General features: G+C 69.8%; 21 protein-coding genes and 1 pseudogene. 5 read left to right on the top strand and 17 right to left on the bottom strand.

Annotation, left to right across the window (positions count from 1 at the left end):
* Positions 1-16 precede the first annotated feature (16 nt).
* A complete protein-coding gene (locus Q0R13_RS16505) occupies positions 17-775 on the top strand; it encodes a hypothetical protein (protein ID WP_293905905.1) in 759 nt (252 codons plus the stop codon).
* Positions 776-786: 11 nt separating this feature from the next.
* Here Q0R13_RS16505 and Q0R13_RS16500 read toward each other — a convergent pair whose 3' ends face one another.
* From Q0R13_RS16500 to ctrA, 4 genes are all read right to left on the bottom strand, one after another.
* Positions 787-1593: a hypothetical protein gene (locus Q0R13_RS16500; RefSeq protein ID WP_293905903.1), complete on the bottom strand. Its 807-nt coding sequence runs from the start codon at positions 1591-1593 to the stop codon at positions 787-789.
* Positions 1593-1943 carry an arsenate reductase (glutaredoxin) gene (arsC, locus tag Q0R13_RS16495; protein WP_293905900.1) on the bottom strand — a complete coding sequence of 117 codons (351 nt, stop codon included), beginning with the start codon at positions 1941-1943 and terminating at the stop codon, positions 1593-1595. The genes Q0R13_RS16500 and arsC overlap by 1 nt, the downstream gene beginning before the upstream one ends.
* Positions 1944-1971: 28 nt before the next feature.
* Positions 1972-4356 carry a M20/M25/M40 family metallo-hydrolase gene (locus Q0R13_RS16490; protein WP_293905898.1) on the bottom strand — a complete coding sequence of 795 codons (2385 nt, stop codon included), beginning with the start codon at positions 4354-4356 and terminating at the stop codon, positions 1972-1974.
* Positions 4357-4463: 107 nt separating this feature from the next.
* Complete coding sequence (gene ctrA, locus Q0R13_RS16485) at positions 4464-5165, bottom strand: response regulator transcription factor CtrA (protein ID WP_293905896.1); 702 nt, start codon at positions 5163-5165, stop codon at positions 4464-4466.
* Positions 5166-5439: 274 nt separating this feature from the next.
* On the opposite strand from ctrA, the gene Q0R13_RS16480 reads away from it, so the two are divergent.
* The 3 genes from Q0R13_RS16480 to Q0R13_RS16470 all read left to right on the top strand — a co-directional run bounded on the left by Q0R13_RS16480 (position 5440) and on the right by Q0R13_RS16470 (position 7783).
* The gene (locus tag Q0R13_RS16480) at positions 5440-5904 is read left to right on the top strand and encodes a hypothetical protein (RefSeq protein ID WP_293905894.1); all 465 of its coding nucleotides are present in this window, start codon (positions 5440-5442) and stop codon (positions 5902-5904) included.
* A 66-nt stretch (positions 5905-5970) separates the two neighbouring features.
* Positions 5971-7308, top strand: coding sequence for a flagellar protein export ATPase FliI (gene fliI / locus Q0R13_RS16475; RefSeq protein ID WP_293905892.1), 1338 nt, complete (start codon positions 5971-5973; stop codon positions 7306-7308).
* Between the two features lie 67 nt (positions 7309-7375).
* Complete coding sequence (locus Q0R13_RS16470) at positions 7376-7783, top strand: flagellar export protein FliJ (protein ID WP_293905890.1); 408 nt, start codon at positions 7376-7378, stop codon at positions 7781-7783.
* 205 nt (positions 7784-7988) lie between these two features.
* Here the strand turns inward: Q0R13_RS16470 and Q0R13_RS16465 are convergent, their stop codons facing one another.
* The 10 genes and pseudogenes from Q0R13_RS16465 to Q0R13_RS16420 form a co-directional block, all read right to left on the bottom strand.
* The gene (locus Q0R13_RS16465; RefSeq protein WP_293905888.1) at positions 7989-8351 is read right to left on the bottom strand and encodes a DUF4282 domain-containing protein; all 363 of its coding nucleotides are present in this window, start codon (positions 8349-8351) and stop codon (positions 7989-7991) included.
* 109 nt (positions 8352-8460) lie between these two features.
* Positions 8461-8649 (bottom strand): hypothetical protein, encoded by a 189-nt coding sequence (locus Q0R13_RS16460; protein ID WP_293906064.1) that lies wholly within the window; start codon positions 8647-8649, stop codon positions 8461-8463.
* Positions 8650-8678: 29 nt separating this feature from the next.
* Positions 8679-8819 (bottom strand): annotated as a pseudogene (locus Q0R13_RS16455) (ClpX C4-type zinc finger protein); the annotation flags it as partial.
* A 100-nt stretch (positions 8820-8919) separates the two neighbouring features.
* Positions 8920-11013, bottom strand: coding sequence for a flagellar biosynthesis protein FlhA (flhA, locus tag Q0R13_RS16450; protein WP_293905884.1), 2094 nt, complete (start codon positions 11011-11013; stop codon positions 8920-8922).
* Positions 11014-11018: 5 nt separating this feature from the next.
* Positions 11019-12386, bottom strand: coding sequence for a sigma-54 dependent transcriptional regulator (locus Q0R13_RS16445; protein ID WP_293905882.1), 1368 nt, complete (start codon positions 12384-12386; stop codon positions 11019-11021).
* A 28-nt stretch (positions 12387-12414) separates the two neighbouring features.
* Positions 12415-12750 carry a flagellar motor switch protein FliN gene (fliN, locus tag Q0R13_RS16440; RefSeq protein WP_293905880.1) on the bottom strand — a complete coding sequence of 112 codons (336 nt, stop codon included), beginning with the start codon at positions 12748-12750 and terminating at the stop codon, positions 12415-12417.
* 5 nt (positions 12751-12755) lie between these two features.
* Entirely contained in the window at positions 12756-13403 is a 648-nt protein-coding gene (locus Q0R13_RS16435) for a flagellar assembly protein FliH (protein ID WP_293905878.1), read from the bottom strand.
* On the bottom strand, positions 13403-14431 hold the full coding sequence (fliG, locus tag Q0R13_RS16430) for a flagellar motor switch protein FliG (protein WP_293905876.1): 1029 nt from the start codon (positions 14429-14431) through the stop codon (positions 13403-13405). Before fliG ends, Q0R13_RS16435 begins: the two co-directional genes overlap by 1 nt.
* Complete coding sequence (gene fliF / locus Q0R13_RS16425) at positions 14431-16068, bottom strand: flagellar basal-body MS-ring/collar protein FliF (protein ID WP_293905874.1); 1638 nt, start codon at positions 16066-16068, stop codon at positions 14431-14433. Before fliF ends, fliG begins: the two co-directional genes overlap by 1 nt.
* 113 nt (positions 16069-16181) lie before the next feature.
* A complete protein-coding gene (locus Q0R13_RS16420) occupies positions 16182-18320 on the bottom strand; it encodes a serine hydrolase domain-containing protein (RefSeq protein ID WP_293905872.1) in 2139 nt (712 codons plus the stop codon).
* 200 nt (positions 18321-18520) lie between these two features.
* Here Q0R13_RS16420 and Q0R13_RS16415 point away from each other — a divergent pair, with 200 nt between their 5' ends.
* Entirely contained in the window at positions 18521-19177 is a 657-nt protein-coding gene (locus Q0R13_RS16415; protein WP_293905870.1) for a PEP-CTERM sorting domain-containing protein, read from the top strand.
* Positions 19178-19183: 6 nt separating this feature from the next.
* On the opposite strand, the gene Q0R13_RS16410 is transcribed toward Q0R13_RS16415, so the two are convergent.
* Genes Q0R13_RS16410 through Q0R13_RS16400 form a run of 3 tightly spaced genes read right to left on the bottom strand, consistent with a single transcriptional unit; the run spans position 19184 to position 20942 of the window.
* Positions 19184-19954, bottom strand: coding sequence for a C13 family peptidase (locus Q0R13_RS16410; RefSeq protein WP_293905868.1), 771 nt, complete (start codon positions 19952-19954; stop codon positions 19184-19186).
* Complete coding sequence (locus Q0R13_RS16405; protein ID WP_293905866.1) at positions 19955-20434, bottom strand: PaaI family thioesterase; 480 nt, start codon at positions 20432-20434, stop codon at positions 19955-19957.
* 7 nt (positions 20435-20441) lie between these two features.
* Entirely contained in the window at positions 20442-20942 is a 501-nt protein-coding gene (locus Q0R13_RS16400; RefSeq protein ID WP_293905864.1) for a ClpXP protease specificity-enhancing factor SspB, read from the bottom strand.
* Positions 20943-21097: the final 155 nt, after the last annotated feature.

Raw genomic sequence — 21097 nt, 5'->3', positions numbered from 1 at the left:
TGCGAAGGGCGTTGGGATGCGGGGTCGGTGGCGGTTCGTGGCGGTGGCCGCGGTGGTTCTGGGGTGGGCGGGCGCGGCGGGGGCGGAGCCTGGTCTCTCCAACAAGGTGTACGCTCCCTACATCAGGAAGGGCGTGACCGAGGTGGAGCTGCGGGGCGGCCGGCTGACCGGCGGCCCGCTGGACGGCGAACAGGCCGCGGTGGTGGAACTCGAGCGCGGCGTGAGCGATCGGCTGAGCCTGGCGGTGCTGGCCGAATTCGAGCAGCACGCCGGCGAGGCGAAGAAGCTGGATGCCCTGGCCGTCGAGGGCGTCGTCTACCTGGGCCAGATTCCCGGGCTCGGCGTCGATGTGGGCGGCTACCTGGAATATGAGCAGCGCATTCACAACGAGTCCGGTGTCGCCGAGGCCAAGCTGCTGCTGGCCAAGCGGTCGGGATCCTTCGAGGGCCTGCTGAACCTCATCGCGCAGCGGCCGCTCTCCGACCGGCCAGGCCAGCACGACACCCAGTTCGGCTATGCCGCCCAGGGTACATGGGACGTCGGCCACAACCTGCGGCTCGGCGGCCAGGCGTTCGGCGACCTCGGCACCGACCGCAGCTTCGGCGGCCGCCAGGCGCACTATCTGGGGCCGGTCGCCCAGTGGGAGATCCGTCCCGCTTGGCTGAACCACGCCGAGCTGGAGTTCGAGGGCGCCTATCTGCTGCCGGTTGGAACCGCCCGCGACGACACCAACGGCCAGGTGCGCTTCGTGGTCGAATACGAACGGTGGTTCTGACGGCGTCCAGCTCAACCCGACTTGGGCGTCATCACCAGCCAGGGGGTGGGGGAACTGCGCCATTCCCAGACCGCCAGCAGCTGGTCCAGATGGGCCAGCTCGTTAAGCCACCAGGGCGGCGTATAGGTCTTGGGGCCCAGGTCGACGCGGACGATGTCGTGGGTCGCCGAGAAGCGCTGCATCATCGCCGCCAGGGCGCCGGGCCGGATCCCGTCATGGGTCTCGACGATGATCCGCATGTGGGCGAGGGCGGGGCCGCGGTCCGGCTGCAGGATGTCGACCTCGGCGCCCTCGGTGTCGACCATCACCAGGGCGCGGCGGCCGGCGAACCGCTGGAAGTCCTCGGGCTGGAATTCGCCGCCGATCACCACCCGGTCGGCCACCCCGTTCCTGGCCGCGAGCTCGGCGCAGCCGATGCGGGCGGCCGCGTCGATGTCGTGGGCGTAGACCGTCACCCCGGGCATCTGCCGCGCCAGGCCGACGGCGTAGTAGCCCTCCGCGCAGCCCACATCGATCACGCAGTCCAGTCCCTCGGCGGCGAACCGCGCCAGGTGGGGGTGCAGCTCGCTCTCATAGGTGCCGAGCAGGCGGGGGACCAGCGCGCCCTCGGACGCCTGCTCGACGTAGGTCATGCCGGCGAACGGGCCCTGGTAGATGGTCGCGCCCTGCCGCGAGAAATAGGTCTCGGCCAGGGCGTGGGACCGCCACTTGGCCATCAGCCGGAGCACGTCGTTCATCTCGGCCTGGGACGGGACGACCGTCCACCCGGCCGCCGACTGCTTGACGATGTTGGCGACCGTCGCGCGGATCCTGGACATCAGATCAGGCCCAGGACCAGCTCGGCCGGCCGGCAGAGCGCCGCGCCCTTGGGCGTCACCACGATGGGGCGGTTGACCAGGACCGGCTCGATGATCATCGCCGCGATCAGCACTTCGTCGGCGGCGTTCGGATCGGTCAGACCCAGGGCCTGAGCGTTGGTGCCGCGGTCACGCAGGATGTCGTGCGCCGTGGCCTCCATCCGCGCCAGCAGCGCGATCAGCTGCGCCCGCGTCCAGCCGGTCTTCAGATACTCCACCACCGTGGGCTCGATGCCCTTCCCGCGCAGCAGGGCCAGGGTGTTGCGGGACGTTCCGCAGCCGGGGTTGTGATAGATGGTCACGTCGCTCATGACGCCCCGATAGCGGCTCGGCGGCCGATCACCAAGCGTAGGCGCGGGTTCCGGTGACGAAGGTCGAGTCGGAGTCGTCCCATGCCATCAGGTCGGACGGCCGCGGCGGCAGGGGGACCGCCTCGCCGGGCCAGCGGTCGAAGCCCGCCACATAGCGAACGTCCAGGCGGCCGGCCTGCGACGGCCTGATCGCCAGGCTGAGGCCATGGCCGGGCGCCTGCCAGTAGATCCGCACCCACTTGCCGGCCGGCAGGGCCAGTTCGGTCGGGACGCCATTGAGGCCGGTCAGATTGGCCGGCGTGCTGGCGCGCAGCTGCAGCGCCAAGGTGCGGGCGCCGGTCGGCGTGGCGGCGTCGAACCGCAGCGTGCCGTCGGGGAGGCGGTAGAGGGCGGTGGCCGGCGCCTCCGCGGTCATCGGCCTGGCCGGCGCGGCCAGCATCGGTCGCCGCCACGACCAGTGGCTGCGCGGCGCCTTGCGCCCGCCGTCGGCGCCCAGCACCTGGTCGGTCCAGGCGCTGAGGTCGCTGGCCAGCCCGAAGCGCCAGGCCTTGCCGGTGTCCTGGTCGAGCTGGTAGCCGACGTAGGTCACCAGCGGATGGCGCGGCGTCCAGGGGTCGGCCGACCGGGCGAAGGCGGTGAGCGCCAGGCCGCCGGCCAGCACCAGTATGCCGATGTATCGCGACGGCGAGCGGCCCGGGTCCGGCTGGGCCAGCGGCCAGATGACGAAGGCGGCGGTCAGCATGGGCACGCCGAACAGCGCCATCAGGTCCATGCCCTCGAAGGCGAAGTGCGAGAGCCCGCCCTGCCAGCCCAGGCTGACCGCGGCCAGCACCGCCAGCAGGATCAGCGGCAGGATGCCGCGCTTGGCCCCCAGCGCGGTGGTCGCCGCGCCGACCGCGCCCACCAGCAGCGGCCAGGCCAGCACATAGCCGGCGCCGGGCGCGACGATCTGCACGGCGACGGCCAGCAGCAGGCCCAGCGCCAGGATGCCGGCCCAGGCGCCCTTGCGGTTCACCGGCTTGCCGTAGGTGACGTAGCCGATGGCGCTGGCCAGCCCGCCGGCGATCGCGCCCGTCAGGTCGAGGTGGCCGAACACCGAGCACGCCGCGCCGGCGACCACCGGCAACAGCACCACCCAGCGGCGGGTCCGCGACAGCTCCGCCGCGGCGATCAGCATCACCCCCAGCGAGATCAGCATCACCGCCCATTCCCAGCGGTTCGCCTGGGCCAGCAGGAAGCGCTGCTCCAGGTAGCCGGACTCCGCCCCGGTCAGCCGCCGCGCGAACTCCAGCACCGCCACCGTGCCCAGCCCCAGGAACGCCAGGGCGCCCATGCCGCGCAGAATGTCCTTCGCCTCGAACTGCCCGGCGTGCCGCGCCCAGCGGATGGAGACCGCCAGCAGCCCCGCGACGCCGATCAGCAGCACCCAGCCGAACCAGGCCGGGTAGGCCACCAGGGTGTCGCCGAACAGGTTGGAATAGACCGCCGAGGGCGAGCGCCCGGGCAGCTGATTGGAGAAGGCGATCTCGCTGGCCAGCGCCAGCACCTGCGTCCCCATGTCCTGCAGCGAGCCCCGGTCCAGGTTCGCCGGCGTCGAGGTGGGGCTGTGATAGTCGAACTGCTTGCCGATGATCGCGTAGTTCAGCCCCGTCGTGCCCGCCCGCAGCGTCTCGGTCAGGTCGGTGTCGTTGGGCATCTTCTCGTAGATCAGCACGGCCAGGGACGAGGACGCCGGCCGCTGGGCGGTGTGCTGGAAGAGGCCGATCAGCTCGCCGTTGTTCGGGCTGGTCTGGAACATCTGCACCCGGCCGCCGTCGCCGCGCGCCTCCATGTTGATCACCAGGCCGACGCGGGTGGCCAGCGGGTCGCGGCGGAAGAAGTGGTTGGCGCCCAGCAGGCCCGCCTCCTCGCCGTCGGTGATCACCAGCATGACGTCGCGGGCCGGCGTCCCGCGGGCCTTGATGGCGCGCACGGTCTCCAGCGCCGTGGCCACGCCCAGCATGTCGTCGGCGGCGCCGGGCGAGGCCGGGACGCTGTCGTAGTGGGCCATCAGCGCCAGGGCGGGCGCGCCGCGGTCGCGGCCGGGCAGGATGCCGACCACGTTCTCCACCGGGCCGGCGACGATGAGGTCGGTGGCGCCGCGCGGCAGGTTCACGCCGACGCCCGGCCGCACCTGCGGCGACAGGCCCAGTTTCAGCATCCGGCCCATCAGGGCGTCGCGGACGTTGTCGTGGTCGGGGGACCCCAGCGGATGGGGCACGGCGGCCATGAAGTTGACGTCGGCGAAGGCCCGCTCGCCGGCGAACTCGGTCAGGGGCGCCCCGACCGGCTGCGACTCCGGCAGCTGTTCGTTGACGAACGCGATCCAGGCCCCGGCGATCAACGCCGCCAAGAGCGCCAGCAGTCGCCCCATGTCCGCGTCCTTCCCCGTCCGATTTGCGGTGAGGCTAGACCGCGTCGCCGCAAACGAAAACGCCCGCCGGTGAGGGCGGGCGTCTCGGGGTTCTTAAAGCGTCTGGATCAGGCGGCGACGGTGATCATCGCCTCTTGCGGGTCACGCAGCACATAGCCGCGGCCCCAGACCGTTTCGATGTGGTGCTTGCCGTCGGCCGCGGCCGCGAGTTTCTTCCTGAGCTTACAGATGAACACGTCAATGATCTTCAGCTCGGGCTCGTCCATGCCGCCGTAGAGGTGGTTCAGGAACATTTCCTTGGTCAGCGTCGTGCCCTTGCGCAGCGAGAGCAGCTCCAGCATCTGGTATTCCTTGCCGGTCAGGTGAACGCGCATGCCGCCCACCTCCACCGTCTTGGCGTCCAGGTTGACCACGATGTCGCCGGTCTTGATCACCGACTGGGCGTGGCCCTTGGAGCGGCGCACCACCGCATGGATGCGCGCGACCAGCTCATCCTTGTGGAACGGCTTGGTCATGTAGTCGTCGGCGCCGCCCGAGAAGGTCTTCACCTTGGTCTCGATCTCAGCCGTGCCCGACAGGATCATGATCGGGGTGTTGATCTTGCCGACCCGCAGGGTCCGCAGGACGTCCATGCCGCTCATGTCGGGCAGGTTCAGGTCGAGCAGGATCAGGTCGTAGTCGTAGATCTTCCCCAGATCGACGCCTTCCTCACCCAGGTCGGTCGTATAGACATTGAATCCTTCGGACTTCAGCATCAGCTCGATGCTCTGCGCGGTGGCGCTGTCGTCCTCGATCAACAAAACGCGCATTGGCCTCTCCTGCCGGTCCCCGCATACGTCGGGCCGTTCTTGCGAACCCGCCGTATGGCTCGCCGTTAACCTGCCTTGCCGTTCTTTAAGACCGGTTAATGGTGCTGGGTGTTCCCGGAGAATCGTTAATCTGATTTGAGAATCCGACTCAACCCGGGCTGATGAGTCGCGGCGTCGCACCTGCGATGAATCTTTTGTGATTGGACGGCCGGTGCGAACCGCGGGGCGGGAACGCCTTGCGTGGTAAGGGGTTGTGAGGGGTCGGAGGCCCCACATGACCGATCTGCCCAAGACCCTCGAACAGTTCCGCCTGCCGCTCAGCCGCGACACCCTGAAGCAGGCCCGCGACGCGGCCGCGCCGATGTTTAAGCACGCGCGCGACTTCGCGCTGCCAGCCTTCGATCATGCGCGTGATGCCGCCATGCCGATGTTGAAGCGGATGCGTGTCGCGGGCGTCCCGGCGATCCGCCGTGCGCCCAGGAGCCCGCTCCTGCTGATCGGCGCCGCGGTTCTGGGCGTTGCCGGCTACCTGGCCTGGCGCAACCGCGAGAAGATCGCCGCCGCCGCGCCCGCCATCGAAGGGGCCAAGGTCAAGGGCCAGGCCCTGGTCCACGACGCCGCCGCCAAGGGCCACGAGCTGATCGACCAGGCCAAGGCCAAGGGCGACGCCATGGTCGACAAGGTTGCGCGCGTGCGTCGAGGCGCCGCGGACCCGGCAGCCGGTCCCGACCTGCACTGAGGCCGCCTCTTCACCACCCCTTAAGCGTGCGGCCGCCAAGGTCGGCGACGTGATCGAGGGGCGCGAGTGAATAGTCTGGTTGCTGCGGTTGAGCGGCTCGATCCCCTGACGGTTTCCGGTCGCGTCGCGGCCGTGAACGGCCTCCTGATCGAGGCCAGGGGCGGGCTGTCTCGCCTCGCCATCGGAGCCCGCGCCGAGATCGACCGCTTCTCCGACAAGCCGGTGGCCGCCGAGGTGGTGGGCTTCCGTGAGAACCGCGCCCTGCTGATGCCGTTCGGTCCCGTCGAGGGCGTGGCGCCCGGCGCGCAAATCCGCATCCAGCCGCTGGGCTCGGCCGTGCGCCCGACCAAGGCCTGGCTGGGCCGGATCATCGACAGCTTCGGCGACCCGATCGACGGCAAGGGCCCGCTACCCCAGGGGATCGTCGGCTACCCCCTGCGCGCCTCGCCGCCGTCGGCCCACTCCCGCGCCCGCGTCGGTGAACGGCTGGACCTGGGCGTGCGGGCGATGAACGTCTTCACCACCTGCTGCCGTGGGCAACGGCTGGGCGTGTTCGCCGGCTCCGGGGTCGGCAAGTCGGTGCTGCTCTCCATGCTGGCCAAGAACGCCGATTGCGACGCGGTCGTCGTCGGCCTGATCGGCGAGCGGGGCCGGGAGGTCCGCGAGTTCATCGAGGAGACCCTGGGCGAGGCCGGCCTGCGCCGCGCCATCGTGGTGGTCGCCACCTCCGACGAGCCGGCGCTGAAGCGCCGCCAGGCCGCCTACATGACCATGGCCATCGCCGAGTTCCTGCGCGACCAGGACCTGGAAGTCCTCTGCCTGATGGACTCCGTGACCCGCTTCGCCATGGCCCAGCGCGAGATCGGCCTGGCCGCCGGCGAGCCGCCTACCACCAAGGGCTACACCCCCACCGTGTTCACCGAGCTGCCCAAGCTGCTGGAACGGGCCGGTCCCGGCCCCGTGCGGCCGGACGGCACTTCGGCGGGACCGATCACCGGCCTGTTCACGGTGCTGGTGGACGGCGACGACCATAACGAGCCGATCGCCGACGCCGTGCGCGGCATCCTGGACGGCCACATCGTCATGGAGCGCGCCATCGCCGAGCGCGGCCGCTTCCCGGCGATCAACGTCCTGAAGTCCATCAGCCGGACCATGCCGGGCTGCCAGCACCCGGATGAGCGGCAGGTGGTGAAGATCGCCCGCGAGGCGATGAGCGCCTACGCCAACATGGAAGAGCTGATCCGCATCGGCGCCTATCGCGCCGGCGCCGACCCGCTGATCGACCGCGCCATCCTCCTCAACCCGGCCATCGAGGCGTTCCTCGGCCAGGACAAGGAGGAGGCCACCAGCCTTGAGGCCGCGTTCGCCGGCCTCGCAGACATCCTGAACGGAGCCGCCGCGTGAGCCTGCTTCGCCAAAGGCTTCGCAGCCTTCACACGATCCTCCGAAGCTCCGCCAGGAGCGTAGGCGGATGAGTTGGGCCCAGTCTCTGATCAAACTGTCGAGCTACGAGGCCGAGGTGCTGCAGAAGCGCCTGGCCGAGATCGTCGACCGCCTCGTCGCCGCCGAGCTGAAACTGGCGATGCTGGAGGCCGAGGGCGTGGCCGAGGCCCAGTTCTCCGCCCAGGAGGCGGCCGCCGGCCTCTACCGCGCCGGGTTCCTGGACGGCCTGCGCCTGCGCAAGGCCAAGGCCCAGTCCGAGATCGACGTGATCCTGATCGAGGAACAGGGCGCCCGCGACGCACTGGCCGAAGCCTTCGAGGCCCAGAAGAAGTACGAGCACATCGCCGAGAACCTGGCGCTCACCGCGCGCAAGGAAACCGGCCGCCGCGAAACCATGGCCCTGGACGAACTGGGCCTGCGCCGGGCGGCGCGGTAGCATCTCCTCTCCCCCGCGAAGCGAGAGGGAGAGGGCCGGCGCGTGAGAGCGAGATCCGCCGATAGTCCAGCCAGGACCCATTCACGTCGCCGCCGCTGACCCTTGGGTCACTATCGGGAGAGTTCGGAGGCCCCGCCGACCCTCTCCCAACCCTCTCCCTCTCCGTTTCGCGGGGGGAGAGGACGGGGTAGGCCCCTGAGCGGCGCTATTTTGACTGCCGCGCGCGTTCCGCCTCGACGTCCTGGCGCAGCACGTGAAGGTCCTCGCTGATCTTGAAGATGGTCACGTAGAACTCGCAGAAGGCGCGCCACAGCAGCACCGCCACGCCGACGCCCAGCACGCCGACCCCCAGCACCCCCAGCGCCAGCAATATGCCCAGGATTGTGCCCTCGCGGATCGCCACGCCGACCGTCGCGCCCAGCACGCCGAACGCCATGATCCCGATGATGCCCAGCCCCGCCCAGTAGACCAGGTGCACGACCGACCCGGTGATCAGCCGCTCGAAGGTCAGCAGGTCCCAGACGATCTGCGCATCGGAGCCTTGGGGTCGCTGTAGAGGTCGCCGCATCCGATATCCGAGACTCAAGGGCCGGGCGGATCGCCCGTCAGGCCGAACCGCTATCAGCCGGGGCGGCGCCCTGCAACGGCGCAGGCGCGCCCGCCCGGGCCGGTCGCGCCTAGCCGAACCGCTTCCAGGCCGCCTGGCGCGAGACCCCCAGGGTCTCGCCGATCGCCGCCCAGCTGACGTGGCGCTCTCGCAGGATGTCGGCGACGTGCTGCATGGCCTGGTCGACCCGCTCGCCGGCGGTGTTGTAGCCCTTCAGCACCGTCAGCAGCTGGTCGGTCGGCATCCGTTCCGGCGCCATGATGGCGGTCGGCTCCGTCGCTTGGCCGCCATGATCCCTTCACAGAGCGTCACGCATTCGTTGCAGATGAGGACCCCGGGGCCGGCGACCATCTTCACCACGTCGAACTGCGACTTGGCGCAAAAGGAACAATGGAACAGGCGGGCGGGGGTTTCGGCGGCGTCGGCCATGACCTAGTTCCTGTCAACCCGGTGTTGACGGATGCGTCAACCCATCATTGACGCTCACGAGCTCCAGCGGACCCCCGTCCATGTTGACGTCAGACGGGCCCTAAAGCGCTCCGACCGTCTTCAGCCGGGCCCGCGGATGCACCTCGTTCTGGCTCATTACCGGGGTCTGGCCGCGGAAGCGTTCGATGATCGAGCGGACGTAGGGCCGAACCGTCGGGCTGGTCAGCAGCACCGGCGTGTCGCCGGCCAGGGCGGCGCGCTCGAAGGTCTCGCGGATGCCGCGGATGAAGTCCTGCAGGCGCGACGGGGCCAGGGCCAGCTGCTTGTCGTCGCCGGTCCCGACCAGGGCGTCGGCGAAGGCGTTCTCCCACTCGGCCGACAGGGTGACGATCGGCAGGGCGCCGTCGTCGCCGCGGTAGGCGTAGCAGAGCTGCCGCGCCAGGCGACCGCGGACCTGCTCGACCAGCAGGGTGATGGAGGTGGTGTGCGGCGCGGCCTCGCCGATGCCTTCCAGGATGGCGCCCAGGTCGCGCACCGAGACCCGCTCGCGCAGCAGGGCCTGCAGGACGCGTTGCAGGGTGGTGGCGGTCACCACCGTGGGGATCAGGTCGTCCGCCAGCTTCTTCTGCTCGGCCGGCAGGTCCTTCAGCAGTTTCTGGACTTCGGCGTAGGTCAGCAGGTCCGGCATGTTCTCCTTGAGGATCTCGGTCAGGTGCGTGGTCAGCACCGTGGCCGGGTCGACGATGGTGTAACCGCGGAAGGATGCCTCTTCGCGCAGGCCGTCGTCGATCCAGGTGGCCGGCAGGCCGAACGCCGGCTCCTTCATATGTTCGCCGGGCAGCTCCACCTGGCCGCCGCGCGGGTCCATGGCCATCAGCGAGCCGATGCGGACCTCGCCCGACCCGGCCTCCATCTCCTTGATGCGCAGGCAGTAGCCCTGGGAGGGCAGGCGCATGTTGTCGAGGATGCGCACGGACGGCATCACGAATCCGAAGTCGGCGGCAAGGGTGCGGCGCAGCGCCTTGATCTGGTCGGTGAGCCGGCGGCCCTCCAGATCGTTGATCAGCGGCAGCAGGCCGTAGCCCAGCTCGATCTTGATCTCGTCGATGGCCAGGGTATTGGCGATCGGCTCATCCTCGGCCTCGGCCGGCGCCGCCTTGATCTCGATAGGCGCGGGCTGCGACGCGGTCTTCGAGCGCCGCCAGGCCAGGGTCCCGGCTCCGATGGAGAGCGCCGCGAACGGGATGATCGGCATGCCCGGGATCACCGCCAGCACGCCGGCCGCGGCCGAGACCATGCCCAGGCTGATCGGGTTCATGGCCAGCTGGGTGACCAGGGCCTTGTCGGCCGCGCCCTCGACCCCGGCCTTGGAGACCAGGAAACCGGCGGCGATGGAGATCACCAGGGCGGGGATCTGGCTGACCAGGCCGTCGCCGATGCTCATGATCGTGTAGCTGGAGAAGGCCTGGCCGATCGGCACCTTGTGCTGGATCACCCCGATCAGGATGCCGCCCACCACATTGATGCCCAGGATCACCAGGCCGGCCACGGCGTCGCCGCGCACGAACTTGGAGGCGCCGTCCATGGCCCCGAAGAAGGTCGATTCCTGCTCAAGCTCCTTGCGGCGCTTCTTGGCCTCGTCCTGGTCGATCAGGCCGCTCGACAGGTCGGCGTCGATGGCCATCTGCTTGCCGGGCATGGAGTCCAGGGTGAAGCGGGCCGCGACCTCCGCGATCCGCCCGGAACCCTTGGTGATGACCACGAAGTTCACCACCACCAGGATGGCGAAGACGATCACCCCGATGACGAAATTGCCGCCCATCATCAGCTTGCCGAACGTCTCGATCACGGCTCCGGCGCCGTGGGCTCCCTCGTGGCCGTGGCTGAGGATCAGCCGGGTGGTGGCGATGTTCAGGGACAGGCGATAGAGCGTCGCGACCAGCAGCACGGTCGGGAAGGACGTGAACTCCAGCGGCTTCTTGATCAGCAGCGAGGTCATCAGGATCAGGACCGATGTCAGGATCGAGATCGACAGCAGCCCATCCAGCATGAAGGCCGGAACCGGCAGGATCATCAGCACGACGATGCCGACGACGCCGACCGCCAGCATCACCTCGCCGCGCGCGATCCAGCCCCACATGTCCCTCGCCGAGGGTGCGGTGTCGAAACGGTAGGTGGAGCCGGTGTCAGCCATTCAGGTCACGCGGCGCTCTGGCCCATCTGCGGCGCCGGCACCGACACGCCGGCCTCGGTGTATTCCTTCAGCTTGTTGCGCAGCGTCCGGATCGAGATGCCCAGGATGTTGGCCGCGTGGGTGCGGTTGCCGAAACAGTGCTCCAGCGTCCCGAGGATCAGCTGCTGCTCCATCTGCGACACTGTCTGGCCCACGAAGCCGCGGGTGGCGGTCTCGGCGGCGACGGAGGCGGCCTGGGCGGTGCGGGCGTGCGGGTCGGCCGGGGCCAGCGGCTGGCCGTCCGGCAGGCGGATGGCGGTCTCGTCGATCTCGGCGTTGGGCGCCAGCAGCACCGCGCGGTGCATGGCGTTCTCCAGCTCGCGCACGTTGCCGGGCCAGCGGTGGGCGATCAGCCGGCGCTTGGCCTCGCTCGAGAGCGGCTTCTCGGCCATGCCGTTGGCGGCGGCGTACTTCTTGACGAAGAACTCGGCCATGGCGACCACGTCGCCGGGACGCTCGCGCAGCGGCGGCAGGCGCAGGTTCACGACATTAAGGCGATAGAGCAGATCTTCGCGGAACGTGCCGTCCTTCACCGCCTGGACCAGGTCACGGTTGGAGGTGGCCAGGATGCGGATGTCGATCTTCACCGGCTTGGCGCCGCCGACGCGGTCGATCTCGCGCTCCTGCACGGCGCGCAGCAGCTTGGCCTGCAGGCGGTGGTCCATCTCGGAGATTTCGTCCAGCAGCAGGGTGCCGCCGGTGGCCTCCTCGAACTTGCCGATCCGCCGCGCCAGGGCGCCGGTGAAGGCCCCTTTCTCGTGGCCGAACAGCTCGCTCTCCAGCAGGTTCTCGGGGATGGCGGCGCAGTTGACCGAGATGAACGGCCGGTTCGCCCGGCGCGACTTCTGGTGCACGTAGCGGGCGACGACTTCCTTGCCCACGCCGCTTTCGCCGGTGATCAGGATCGAGGCGTCGGAGGCCGCCACCTGATCGGCGAGATCGATGACCAGCTGCATGTTCGGGTCGCGGACCACCATCGGGCGATTGTCGTCGGAGACGGCGGCCAGGACGGCGGCGATCAGCGTCGCCTCGGGCGGCAGCGGGATGAACTCCTTGGCCCCGGCGCGGATCGCGGCCGCCGCGCGCAGCGGGTCCGCGGCGATGCCGCAGGCCACCACCGGCACGTGGATGCGCTCGATCTGGTTGGCGGCGATCAGGCCGGCGATGTCGAGATCGTAGTCGACCATCAGCAGGTCGGCGCCCTGGCCGGCGCGCAGCGCGTGGGTGGCCGCCTCGATAGTCTCGACGTGGCTGACTTTCGCGCCCGCGCTCATCGCCATCTTCACGGCGGTGGACAACTGCCCGCTCAATTTTCCGACGACCAGAAGCCGCATGAAATCTACTCCTTCAAACGCGCCGGCTTCAGGCCTGCGAGTCGCCGTCCTTGATGATTTCCGTCATGGTCACGCCCAGGCGTTCGTCGACGATGACGACCTCGCCGCGCGCCACCAGGCGGTTGTTGACGTAGATGTCGATCGCCTCGCCGACCTTGCGGTCCAGCTCCAGCACCGAGCCCTGGGTGAGTTGCAGCAACTGGGCCACCGACATGGTCGAGCGTCCCAGCACCGCCGAGATCGCCACCGGCACATCGAACACCGGCGCCAGGTCGGTGGCGGTGCGCCCCTCCTCGGACAAGGGGTCCGCGAGGACGCCTTCGTCGGCCGCGAATTCGTCGAGTTTCAGGTCGTCATCGGCCATGGAATCTAGCTTTCGGTCCCGGGGATCGTGGGTTCGGCGTGCAGGCCCTCGGCGGCGAGCGCCGCGTGCAGGGCCTGGGTGACACGTTCGGCGGCGGCGGCCGGGTCGTAGGCCGCCTGGCCGTCGCCGAAGTCGAGGGTGAAGGCGTGGGGCCCGAACGCGCCGTCCGGCTTGACCACGATCGCGCCCTCGAAGCCGAGGTTGCGGGCCGCGTCCTCCAGCGTCGTGCGCAGGGTCTCGGCGATGGCCGGGTCGGCGGTGACCACCAGCCGCGGCTGGGCCTCGATCTCACGGGCCAGCGAATCCAGGGCCGCCTGGGCGGGCGCGCCGGGGAACTTGTCGAGGGCCGCATCGGCGATGGCGCGGGCGCAGGCCAGCGCCAGGGCCGCGGAGCCTTCGCGATGCTCGTGGGCGACTTCGGCCAGGCGCGGCAGGGCCTGGTTGCAGGCCGCGGCGATCTGGCTGAGCGCGTTGGCCTGCTGGGCGGCGACACCGGCCAGGGCGGCGCGTTCGCCGTCGGCGTAGGCGCGGGCGCGGATCAACTCGACCTCCTCGGCCGGGAACAGGCGCCTGGGCCGCGGTGCGGCCGGCGTCACCACGCCGGCGCCGTCGAATTCGGTGTCGAAGCGGAATCGTTCCTGGGCTTCGGACATCAGTAGATCAGCTCATCTTCGTTGCCGGCGCCGACCAGCATGATCTCGCCCTTGTTGGCGAGGTCCTTGGCGACCTGGACGATGTTCATCTGCGCCTGGTCGACGTCCTTCAGGCGGACGGGGCCCATGCTTTCCATGTCCTCGCGCATGATCTTCGCGGCGCGTTCGCTCATGTTGGAGAAGAACATCTCGCGCAGCGCATCCGAGGCGCCCTTCATGCCCAGCGCCAGCTGGTCCTTCTCGACCGTGCGCAGCAGGGTCTGCACGCCGCCCGGGTCCAGCTTTGACAGGTCCTCGAACACGAACATCAGGGCCCGGATGCGCTCGGCCGCCTCGCGGTTGCGCTCTTCAAGGGCGGTGATGAAGCGGGCCTCGGTCTGGCGGTCGAACGAGTTGAAGATGTCGGCCATCATCTCGTGGCTGTCGCGCTTGGACGTGCGCGCCAGGTTCGACATGAACTCGTTGCGCAGCGTCAGCTCGATCTTGTCGAGGATCTCGCGCTGCACCGGCTCCATGCGCAGCATACGCATGACGCACTCCAGGGCGAAGTCCTCGGGCAGCGAGCTCAGCACGCGCGCGGCATGCTCGGCCTTGATCTTGGAGAGCACGACCGCGACGGTCTGCGGGTATTCGTTCTTCAGATAGTTGGCGAGCACCGCCTCGTTCACGTTGCCCAGCTTGTCCCACATGGTGCGACCCGCCGGACCGCGGATCTCCTCCATCAGGCTGTCGACCTTCTCGCCCGGCATGATCGAGGCCAGCAGCTTCTGGGTCTGTTCGAACGACCCCATGATCGCGCCGGTCCCGGCCATGCCGGAGACGAACTCGACCAGCAGGTCCTCGACCACGGCCGAGGTCACGTTGCCCAGGCTGGCCATGGCCTGGGAGATTTCCTTGATCTCCTCCTCGTCCAGCGCCGACCAGACCTTGGCGTGCTCTTCACCCAGCGCCAGCAGGATCACCGCGCACTTCTCCGCACCGTTCAGGCGCGAGGCGTCGACGACGTTCTTGGAAGCCGCGCGCGCCATCAGGCGGTCTCATGCAGCCAGGAGCGCAGGATCGCGACCGACTCGTCCGGGTGCTGATCCACGAATTCGGATACCTTCTTGACCGTGCTGACCCGCACCTGGCCGTCGACGCGAGCCATCTCGACGCGCTGGTTGCCCTCCTGGTCGGGGCCGGCCAGGGCCAGCTGCGAGATCGAGCCGTCGGCGGCGATCTGCATCTGCTGGCCGTCGGGGGTGACCACGATCCGGGTGACCTGCTGCGGCGCGCCGATGGCCCCGGCCTTGCCCTTGCCGCCGCCGCCCAGCAGCGGGCGGGCGACGAAGAAGATCATCAGGATGCCGACGATCAGCAGCACGACCAGTTCGGCGGCCCGCATGATGTCGTTCTTGTCGAAGCCCATCAGCGGGCTGGTGGTGGTGACGCCGCCGGCGTCGTCGGGCGTAGGGAATTTGACGTTGATCACGCTGACCTGGTCGCCCCGCTCCTGGTTGAAGCCGACCGAAGTGCGGACCAGTTCCTCGATGCGCTTCATCTCGTCGGCCGAGCGCGCGGTGTAGGCGCCGGGCTTGCCGTCCTTGCCAATGGCCGTGGCGCCGTCGACGGCGACCGCGACGGACAGGCGCTTCACGGCGCCGGGCTGCTGCACCTCGGTGCGGACCGACTTGGAGTTCTGGTAGTTGGTGGTGCTCTCTTGGTGGCCGGTGCTGTTGGTGCTGTCGCTGTCGGCGCCGCTGGAGTCGCCACCGGGGATCTTCGCCGCGACCGAGGCCTGGCCGGAGCCGGACGCGGCCTTTTCCTTGCTGTTCTCGTCGGTGGTGGATTCCGAGACGGTGACCTGGCCGTCGGGGTCGTACTTCTCCGTCTGGACGGTCACCTGGGCCATGTCGACGTCGGCCGAGACGTTGACCCGGGCCTTGCCGGCGCCGACGATGCCTTCGACCAGGCTCTTCACCTGCTTGGCGATGCGCTGCTCGACCTCGGACTTGCGGCTGTCGGCCTCGGCGGCCATGCCGGTGTCGCCGCCGGACAGGGTCTTGGCGTGCTGATCGACCACGGTGACGCGGTCGGCCTTCAGGCTGGGCACGGCGCCGGCCACCAGGTTCTGCATGGCGCGGACCTGGTCGGCGCTGGGCTCGCGGCCGCCGACCCCGATGCTCACCGAGGCGGACGGTTGTTCGGCCTCCTCCTCGAACAGCTGGCGCTTGGGCAGGACCAGATGGACCCGCGCCGAGGTGATGCCGTCCAGGGCCTGGATGGTGCGGGCCAGCTCGCCTTCCAGGGCGCGCTGGCGGTTCAGCTGCTGGACGAAGTCGGTCTGGCCGAGCGCGCTGGCGTTGTCGAAGATCTCGTAGCCCACCGAGCCGGCGGTCGGCAGGCCCTTGCTGGACAGCATCAGGCGGGTGGAGGCGACCTGGTCGCGGGGCACCATGATCGTGGAGCCGTCGCCCTTGACCTCATACTTCACGCCGGCCTGGTCCAGCGACTGGGTGATCGTGCCGGCTTCCTTGAGGTCCAGGTTGGAATAGAGCAGGGCCTTGGGCTGCCCCAGGTTCATGAAGACCGCCGCCAGGACCGCGGCCAGACCTGCGGCGACGCCGAGGATGGCGGCCAGGCGGCCGATCCCGAATCTCTGCAGAGTGGCTACGAACTGGTTCAACCGAGACACCCTTCCCCGACACCGATGGCGCGCGCATTCGCGGTTCCGTCATCAGGTAGGCAGGAATTTCCCAGTCCTTGGTTAAGGCTCGGTGTAGAGCCGGGCGGGGCGCGTCATCCGCTCCAGGGTTGCAGCGCCCCGTTCAGGGCCAGCAGGACCGCGAAGGCGGCATAGATCACCACGCTGGCGGTGAAGAACAGCTTGCGCAGGCCGGCCCAGGAATCGACCCGCCGGCCGCCCTGCCAGATGGCCGGCAGGGCGGCGATGGTGACCAGGGTCAGCGCCGCGGCCACCAGGGCGCAGGCCGAGGCGGTCACCACCAGCGGCCCCGGCCAGCCGTACATCAGCGCTTGGGCGTCTGAGGCCCCCATCCCCCACAGGCCGAACAGGGCGAAGGCGGCGATCCACAGGCCGGCCTGCAGGGTCTGCACCAGGCCGGCGCGGGCCTGGACCTGGTTCTGCCGCTGCTCGCGGCGGTTGCGCACCGCCAGGCCGACCAGGGTCGCCACCGCGGCGACCGCCGTGAGGCCGGCCAGCAGGATCAGGGTCAGCGGCCGCTGCGCGAACGACGCGCGCTGCAGGATCTCGGTGTTGTTGGCCGGCTGGAAATTGACCGCCCTGCCATCGACCATCCGGAACGCCAGCCGCTCCTCGCCGATGGCAGAGATGAAGCGGCCCTCGCTCACCGGCCCCTCCGGGACCCAGGCGCTGTCGCCGCCGTCGCGGCTGACGATCAGCCGGCCGCCACGGGTCACCGAGACCTTCGCCGCCCCGTTCAGCAGGTCGCTGAACGCCTCCAGCCCGCCATAGGCGCGCCGCGTGGTGAGGTAGTCGCCGCTGAAGGGGTCGCCGGCCGCCGCCAGCTCCGCCGAGCCCGGGCGGGGGAAGATCGCCGGGGGTGCGTAAAAGTGTCTCACCATCGCGGCGGGCAGGAGGTCGGCGAGCTTGGCTCCGCTTTCGCTGTTGGTGGTGACGAACACGCCCAGGCCCAGCTTCGGGACCATCGTCAGGTTCGACTTGAAGGCCAGGGTGTGGCCCAGGTGGCCATAGCCGCGATAGCCGCCCGGCAGGTCAAAGGTCATGAAGCCGTGGGCCCAGCCGTTGATGCCGGGGGCGGTGCGCTGCAGCGGGGTGCGGAACGCCCGGGCCGCCTGCGGGCCGAACACCGTCGCTCCGTTCCATCGGCCGTCGCCCAGCAACATCAGCAGGTAGCGCGACATGTCGGCCGCCGTGGACGACGCCCCACCGGCCGGCGCGATCTGGCCGATATACTCGTAGTCGTCGGCCGAGAACCCGGCGCTGCGCCAGCCGTAGCCGGTCGCCACGTCGCCGCGCAGCCGCGCCGGCATGGCGCCGGGCAGGCCGCGCCGCTCGTCGCGCGGCTCGCGGAAGGTGGTGTGGCCCATGCCCAGCGGCCCGGCGATCTCGTCCTCGACGCGCCGCTCGAAGGTCTTGCCCGACACATAGGCCGTGGCCGCGCCCGCCAGGGCCGCGCCATAGTTGGAATAGCTGGAGAGCAGTCCCGCCGTGCGAACCTGGCGCGGCCGTTCCTGGCGCAGGTAGAGGTCCAGGGGGCGTATCCGCCGCGGGGCGTTCTCGAACAGCTGGCCCAGGGCGCGGTCCTCGAAGCCGGCGGAGTGGTCCATCAGGTTGGCCACCAGGACGTCGCGCGACCGGGGCGGCAGGCGCACCTTCTCCGGCAGGTAGAGGTTGATCGGGCGGTCCAGGCGCATGCGGCCGGCCTCGACGTCGCGCATCACCAGGATCCAGGTGAAGGTCTTGGAGATCGAGCCCAGGCGGAACAGGGTCCGGTCCGGATCCACCCGGCGGCGCGATGCCAGGTCGGCGAAGCCGTAGCCCTTTTTCAGGATCACCTGGCCGTTCTGCACCACCGCGACCGAGGCGCCGGCCACATGCTCGCGGGCCATGGCGTCGGCCAACCAGCCGTCCATGAAGGCTTCCAGCTCGGCCGGGTCCAGCACCTCGGCCGGCGCCAGGCGCGCGCCATTCGCCTGGCGGGGCAGGGCCGCGGCGACCGGGGCGTCGCCGGCCAGGTTGGGCCTGGGCGCAGCGGTCGGGACCTTGGCCGTGGTCGTCGCACCGGCCGACGGCGCGGGGCGGGGGCGGGCCTGGACGTACGGGATCGGCGCCCGCGGCAGGGCGGTGGCGTGGGGCGCGGCCGGCTGGGCGACAGCGGCGGGCGCGATCAGCACCGCGAGGGCCGCCAGGATCGCCTTGCCGAAGCTCCGCATCGTCGAGGCCACTCCACCTTCAAGCCTGCGACCATAGCATCTCGGCTGAGTCGCGGCGCCCGTCTTGCGGTCGGCGGCGGTCCCTGGATGCCGCTGCGACAAAGCGCCTTTGCGCCTCTCAGGCGAGCGAACTGGCGGCGGAGCTTGAAAACGCTATCCTAGGCGGTGAGGACGCCTTTCGCGGGCGCCGGAGGGCAGGCATGAGACTCAAGGCTTCGATCGTCGCGTGCGCGGCGCTCGCCGTGGCGGCGCTGGCCCCGGCCCTGGCCCAGGCCGGCATCGTCAATGGCAGCTTCGAGGAGAACCTCGACGGCTGGACCGCCAACGAGGACCTGGTCCAGGTCCCCGGCATCTCCTTCCACCGCGACGCGGGCGGCGTGGCCGACCATCGGTACGACCCGGTGTCCGGGGACTTCTTCGCCGTGCTGACCCCCGACGCGCAGGACGTGACCACCCTGCTTCGCCAGACCTTCACCACCCGGGGCGGCGTGTTCGGCGGCTGGGCGGCGTTCCTCGGCGAGGACACCTCGCCCTTCAACGACTTCGGCTATGTGCGGATCGTCGACGCCGCGTCGGGCGTGGGGGTGTTCTCGACCTCGCTGTTCGCGGCCGGCATCGGCACGGTGGGCGACTATGGCTTCACGCCCTGGACCTCATTCTCGACCCGCCTGGCCGCGGGCCGCTACACGGTCGAGGCGGGGGCGACCAACGTCGGGGACGGCTCGATGCCGAGCTACCTGCTGGTCGACAGCTTCAGCCTGTCCGAAGTCCCCGAGCCGGCCGCCTGGCTCCTGATGCTGGCCGGCTTTTTCGGCCTGGGCGCGATGCTGCGCCGCCGGCGTTCAGCGCTGGCCTGATCCGCTTCAGTTGACCTTCGGCGTCGTGTCGAAGGTGTAGAGCGGCAGCATCGGGCGCAGCTGCGCGCCCACCCAGATCTGCGGCTCGGACGGCGGGCTCATCTTCTCGGCGATCTCGCGCACGCGCACGCATTCCTTCACCGCCCCGGCCAGCCCCGAGAAATCGTGCGCGGCCGGCATCGACGACAGGAAGCAGTCGTCGAAATAGGGGTACTTGTTGTCCTGGCCGCAGCCGAAGGACGTACGGTCGGGCCGCGCGGCGGTCAGCACCATGCGGTTGGGCTGCGCAAGGGTGGGCACGAAGACGCCGGAGAAACAGGCCGAGATCACCACCACGGTCGGCCGCTTGCCGCAGCTCTGGTCCAGCATGGTCGCCAGGGTGCCCGGTTGCAGGATCCCCTGGTCCAGCAGCGCCCCCTGCGGCGCGCCGTGCGAGGAGATGTAGAACAGGCAGCCGCCGGGCGTCCTGCCCGCCAGGTCGACCAGGGCGTTGAAGATGCCCCGGATCTCGGTCTTCTCGGGGTGGGTGTCCTTGTAACGCTCGGGCCGCACCGAGAACTGGCGGATGTTCTGCGGCTGGAAGCCGGCCCTGGCCAGCGCCAGGCTGACGTCGCGCCGGGCGTTGTCGAACGCCTCCGAGGGCCCGCCGTCGTGGGCGTGCCAGTCGCCGGCCACCACCACCGCCGACCAGTCGGAAAACGCCGACGCCGACGCTACGCTCGCCGTCATGAGCCAGAGGCCCGCGATCAACGCCAGCAGGCGGGCCAGCCCGGCCATCTATTTCTTGTAGGTCGTGAAGGGCGTGGGGATCGCCGTGCCGGTGGCTTTGGCCAGGGTGCGGCCCTCGGGATCGAACAGCTCGCCCTCGGTGAACGCCACCTGGCGGCCCCAGCGGACCACCTTGCCGACGCCCTTGATCTTGCCAGGCGCGCCGGGGCGGAAGAAGCTGGTCTTCATCTCCAGGGTGGGAGCCACGGCGGTCATGCCGGAGGCCACCATGCAGGCCACGCTCATGCACTCGTCCAGCATGGCGCAGAGATAGCCGCCCTGAATCTGCTTCATCGGGTTCAGCAGCAGCTCGGCCTTGGCGTCGAACTCGACCTCGACGGACTTGGTCGCCTGGCTGACCGAGACCAGCCGGAAGCCCAGGGTCTGGGAGCCGGTGGGCTGGTTCTTGGTCCGCAGGAACCGCTCCAGGATGGCCTCGTCGGTGAGGGCCCCGCTTTCGCTTGGGACGGGGCTCGCCACGTCGGTCATGCCACGGTCACTTCTTCCGGAACTGGTCGAGGGAGACGATGGTGGCGTCGCCCTTCGGCGGCGGAGGTTCGACCTTGGCCGCCGGGGCAGCGGCGACGGCGGCCGGCGCGGCCTTGGCCTCGGCCGGTGCGGCGGGCGGCGGCTCGAACTGCAGCAGGAACTGCACCGAGGGGTCGTAGAACCGGGTGATCGCCGCATAGGGCACCGACAGCCGCTTGGGCTGGCCGCCGAACTGCAGCGTCACCGAGAAGAAGGTCTCGCCCGGCGCCAGGTCCCAGTACTGGTGCTGCAGGACGATGGTCATCTCGTCGGGATATTTCGACAGCAGGTCGTTGGGTCCGGAGACCCCTGCCGCGTCGGTCTTGAAGGTGATGTAGAAATGATGCGACCCGGGCAGGCCCTCGGGCACGGCGGCGCGCTTCAGCGCAGCCTTTGCCACGCCCCGCAGCGCGTCCTGCGCCATGGCTTCGTAATTCATCAGATCCTGGACCGGCGGATCCTGGGCCACACGCATACTCCGAAGCGGAAACGAACCTCATCGAAGGTAACGTTTGCCGAGGTGGGCGCAAGGCTTGAAGGGGGAAAGGTGGAGAGGGGAAGGTGGAGGGCTTCTCTTGGCAGGCGCCCTCCGGACTCTTGCCGAAGCAGGAGGGCGCGTCTTCC

It is taken from the genome of Phenylobacterium sp. (assembly GCF_025351295.1).
Lineage (GTDB): Bacteria > Pseudomonadota > Alphaproteobacteria > Caulobacterales > Caulobacteraceae > Phenylobacterium.
Note: the sequence above shows the minus strand (reverse complement) of the source record. Positions and strands in the feature narration are given on the sequence as shown.

What these genes read in the sequence shown, in the direction of transcription:
- flhA (WP_293905884.1), bottom strand. Translation starts at nt 11,013, where the DNA reads ATGGCTGACACCGGCTCCACCTACCGTTTCGACACCGCACCCTCGGCG.
- Q0R13_RS16465 (WP_293905888.1), bottom strand. Translation starts at nt 8,351, where the DNA reads ATGCGGCGACCTCTACAGCGACCCCAAGGCTCCGATGCGCAGATCGTC.
- Q0R13_RS16435 (WP_293905878.1), bottom strand. Translation starts at nt 13,403, where the DNA reads ATGTCCGAAGCCCAGGAACGATTCCGCTTCGACACCGAATTCGACGGC.
- Q0R13_RS16490 (WP_293905898.1), bottom strand. Translation starts at nt 4,356, where the DNA reads ATGGGGCGACTGCTGGCGCTCTTGGCGGCGTTGATCGCCGGGGCCTGG.
- Q0R13_RS16410 (WP_293905868.1), bottom strand. Translation starts at nt 19,954, where the DNA reads ATGGCCGGGCTGGCCCGCCTGCTGGCGTTGATCGCGGGCCTCTGGCTC.
- Q0R13_RS16415 (WP_293905870.1), top strand. Translation starts at nt 18,521, where the DNA reads ATGAGACTCAAGGCTTCGATCGTCGCGTGCGCGGCGCTCGCCGTGGCG.
- arsC (WP_293905900.1), bottom strand. Translation starts at nt 1,943, where the DNA reads ATGAGCGACGTGACCATCTATCACAACCCCGGCTGCGGAACGTCCCGC.
- Q0R13_RS16460 (WP_293906064.1), bottom strand. Translation starts at nt 8,649, where the DNA reads ATGGCGCCGGAACGGATGCCGACCGACCAGCTGCTGACGGTGCTGAAG.
- Q0R13_RS16420 (WP_293905872.1), bottom strand. Translation starts at nt 18,320, where the DNA reads ATGCGGAGCTTCGGCAAGGCGATCCTGGCGGCCCTCGCGGTGCTGATC.
- fliN (WP_293905880.1), bottom strand. Translation starts at nt 12,750, where the DNA reads ATGGCCGATGACGACCTGAAACTCGACGAATTCGCGGCCGACGAAGGC.
- fliG (WP_293905876.1), bottom strand. Translation starts at nt 14,431, where the DNA reads ATGGCGCGCGCGGCTTCCAAGAACGTCGTCGACGCCTCGCGCCTGAAC.
- Q0R13_RS16480 (WP_293905894.1), top strand. Translation starts at nt 5,440, where the DNA reads ATGACCGATCTGCCCAAGACCCTCGAACAGTTCCGCCTGCCGCTCAGC.
- Q0R13_RS16470 (WP_293905890.1), top strand. Translation starts at nt 7,376, where the DNA reads ATGAGTTGGGCCCAGTCTCTGATCAAACTGTCGAGCTACGAGGCCGAG.
- Q0R13_RS16405 (WP_293905866.1), bottom strand. Translation starts at nt 20,434, where the DNA reads ATGACCGACGTGGCGAGCCCCGTCCCAAGCGAAAGCGGGGCCCTCACC.
- Q0R13_RS16505 (WP_293905905.1), top strand. Translation starts at nt 17, where the DNA reads ATGCGGGGTCGGTGGCGGTTCGTGGCGGTGGCCGCGGTGGTTCTGGGG.
- Q0R13_RS16500 (WP_293905903.1), bottom strand. Translation starts at nt 1,593, where the DNA reads ATGTCCAGGATCCGCGCGACGGTCGCCAACATCGTCAAGCAGTCGGCG.
- ctrA (WP_293905896.1), bottom strand. Translation starts at nt 5,165, where the DNA reads ATGCGCGTTTTGTTGATCGAGGACGACAGCGCCACCGCGCAGAGCATC.
- Q0R13_RS16445 (WP_293905882.1), bottom strand. Translation starts at nt 12,386, where the DNA reads ATGCGGCTTCTGGTCGTCGGAAAATTGAGCGGGCAGTTGTCCACCGCC.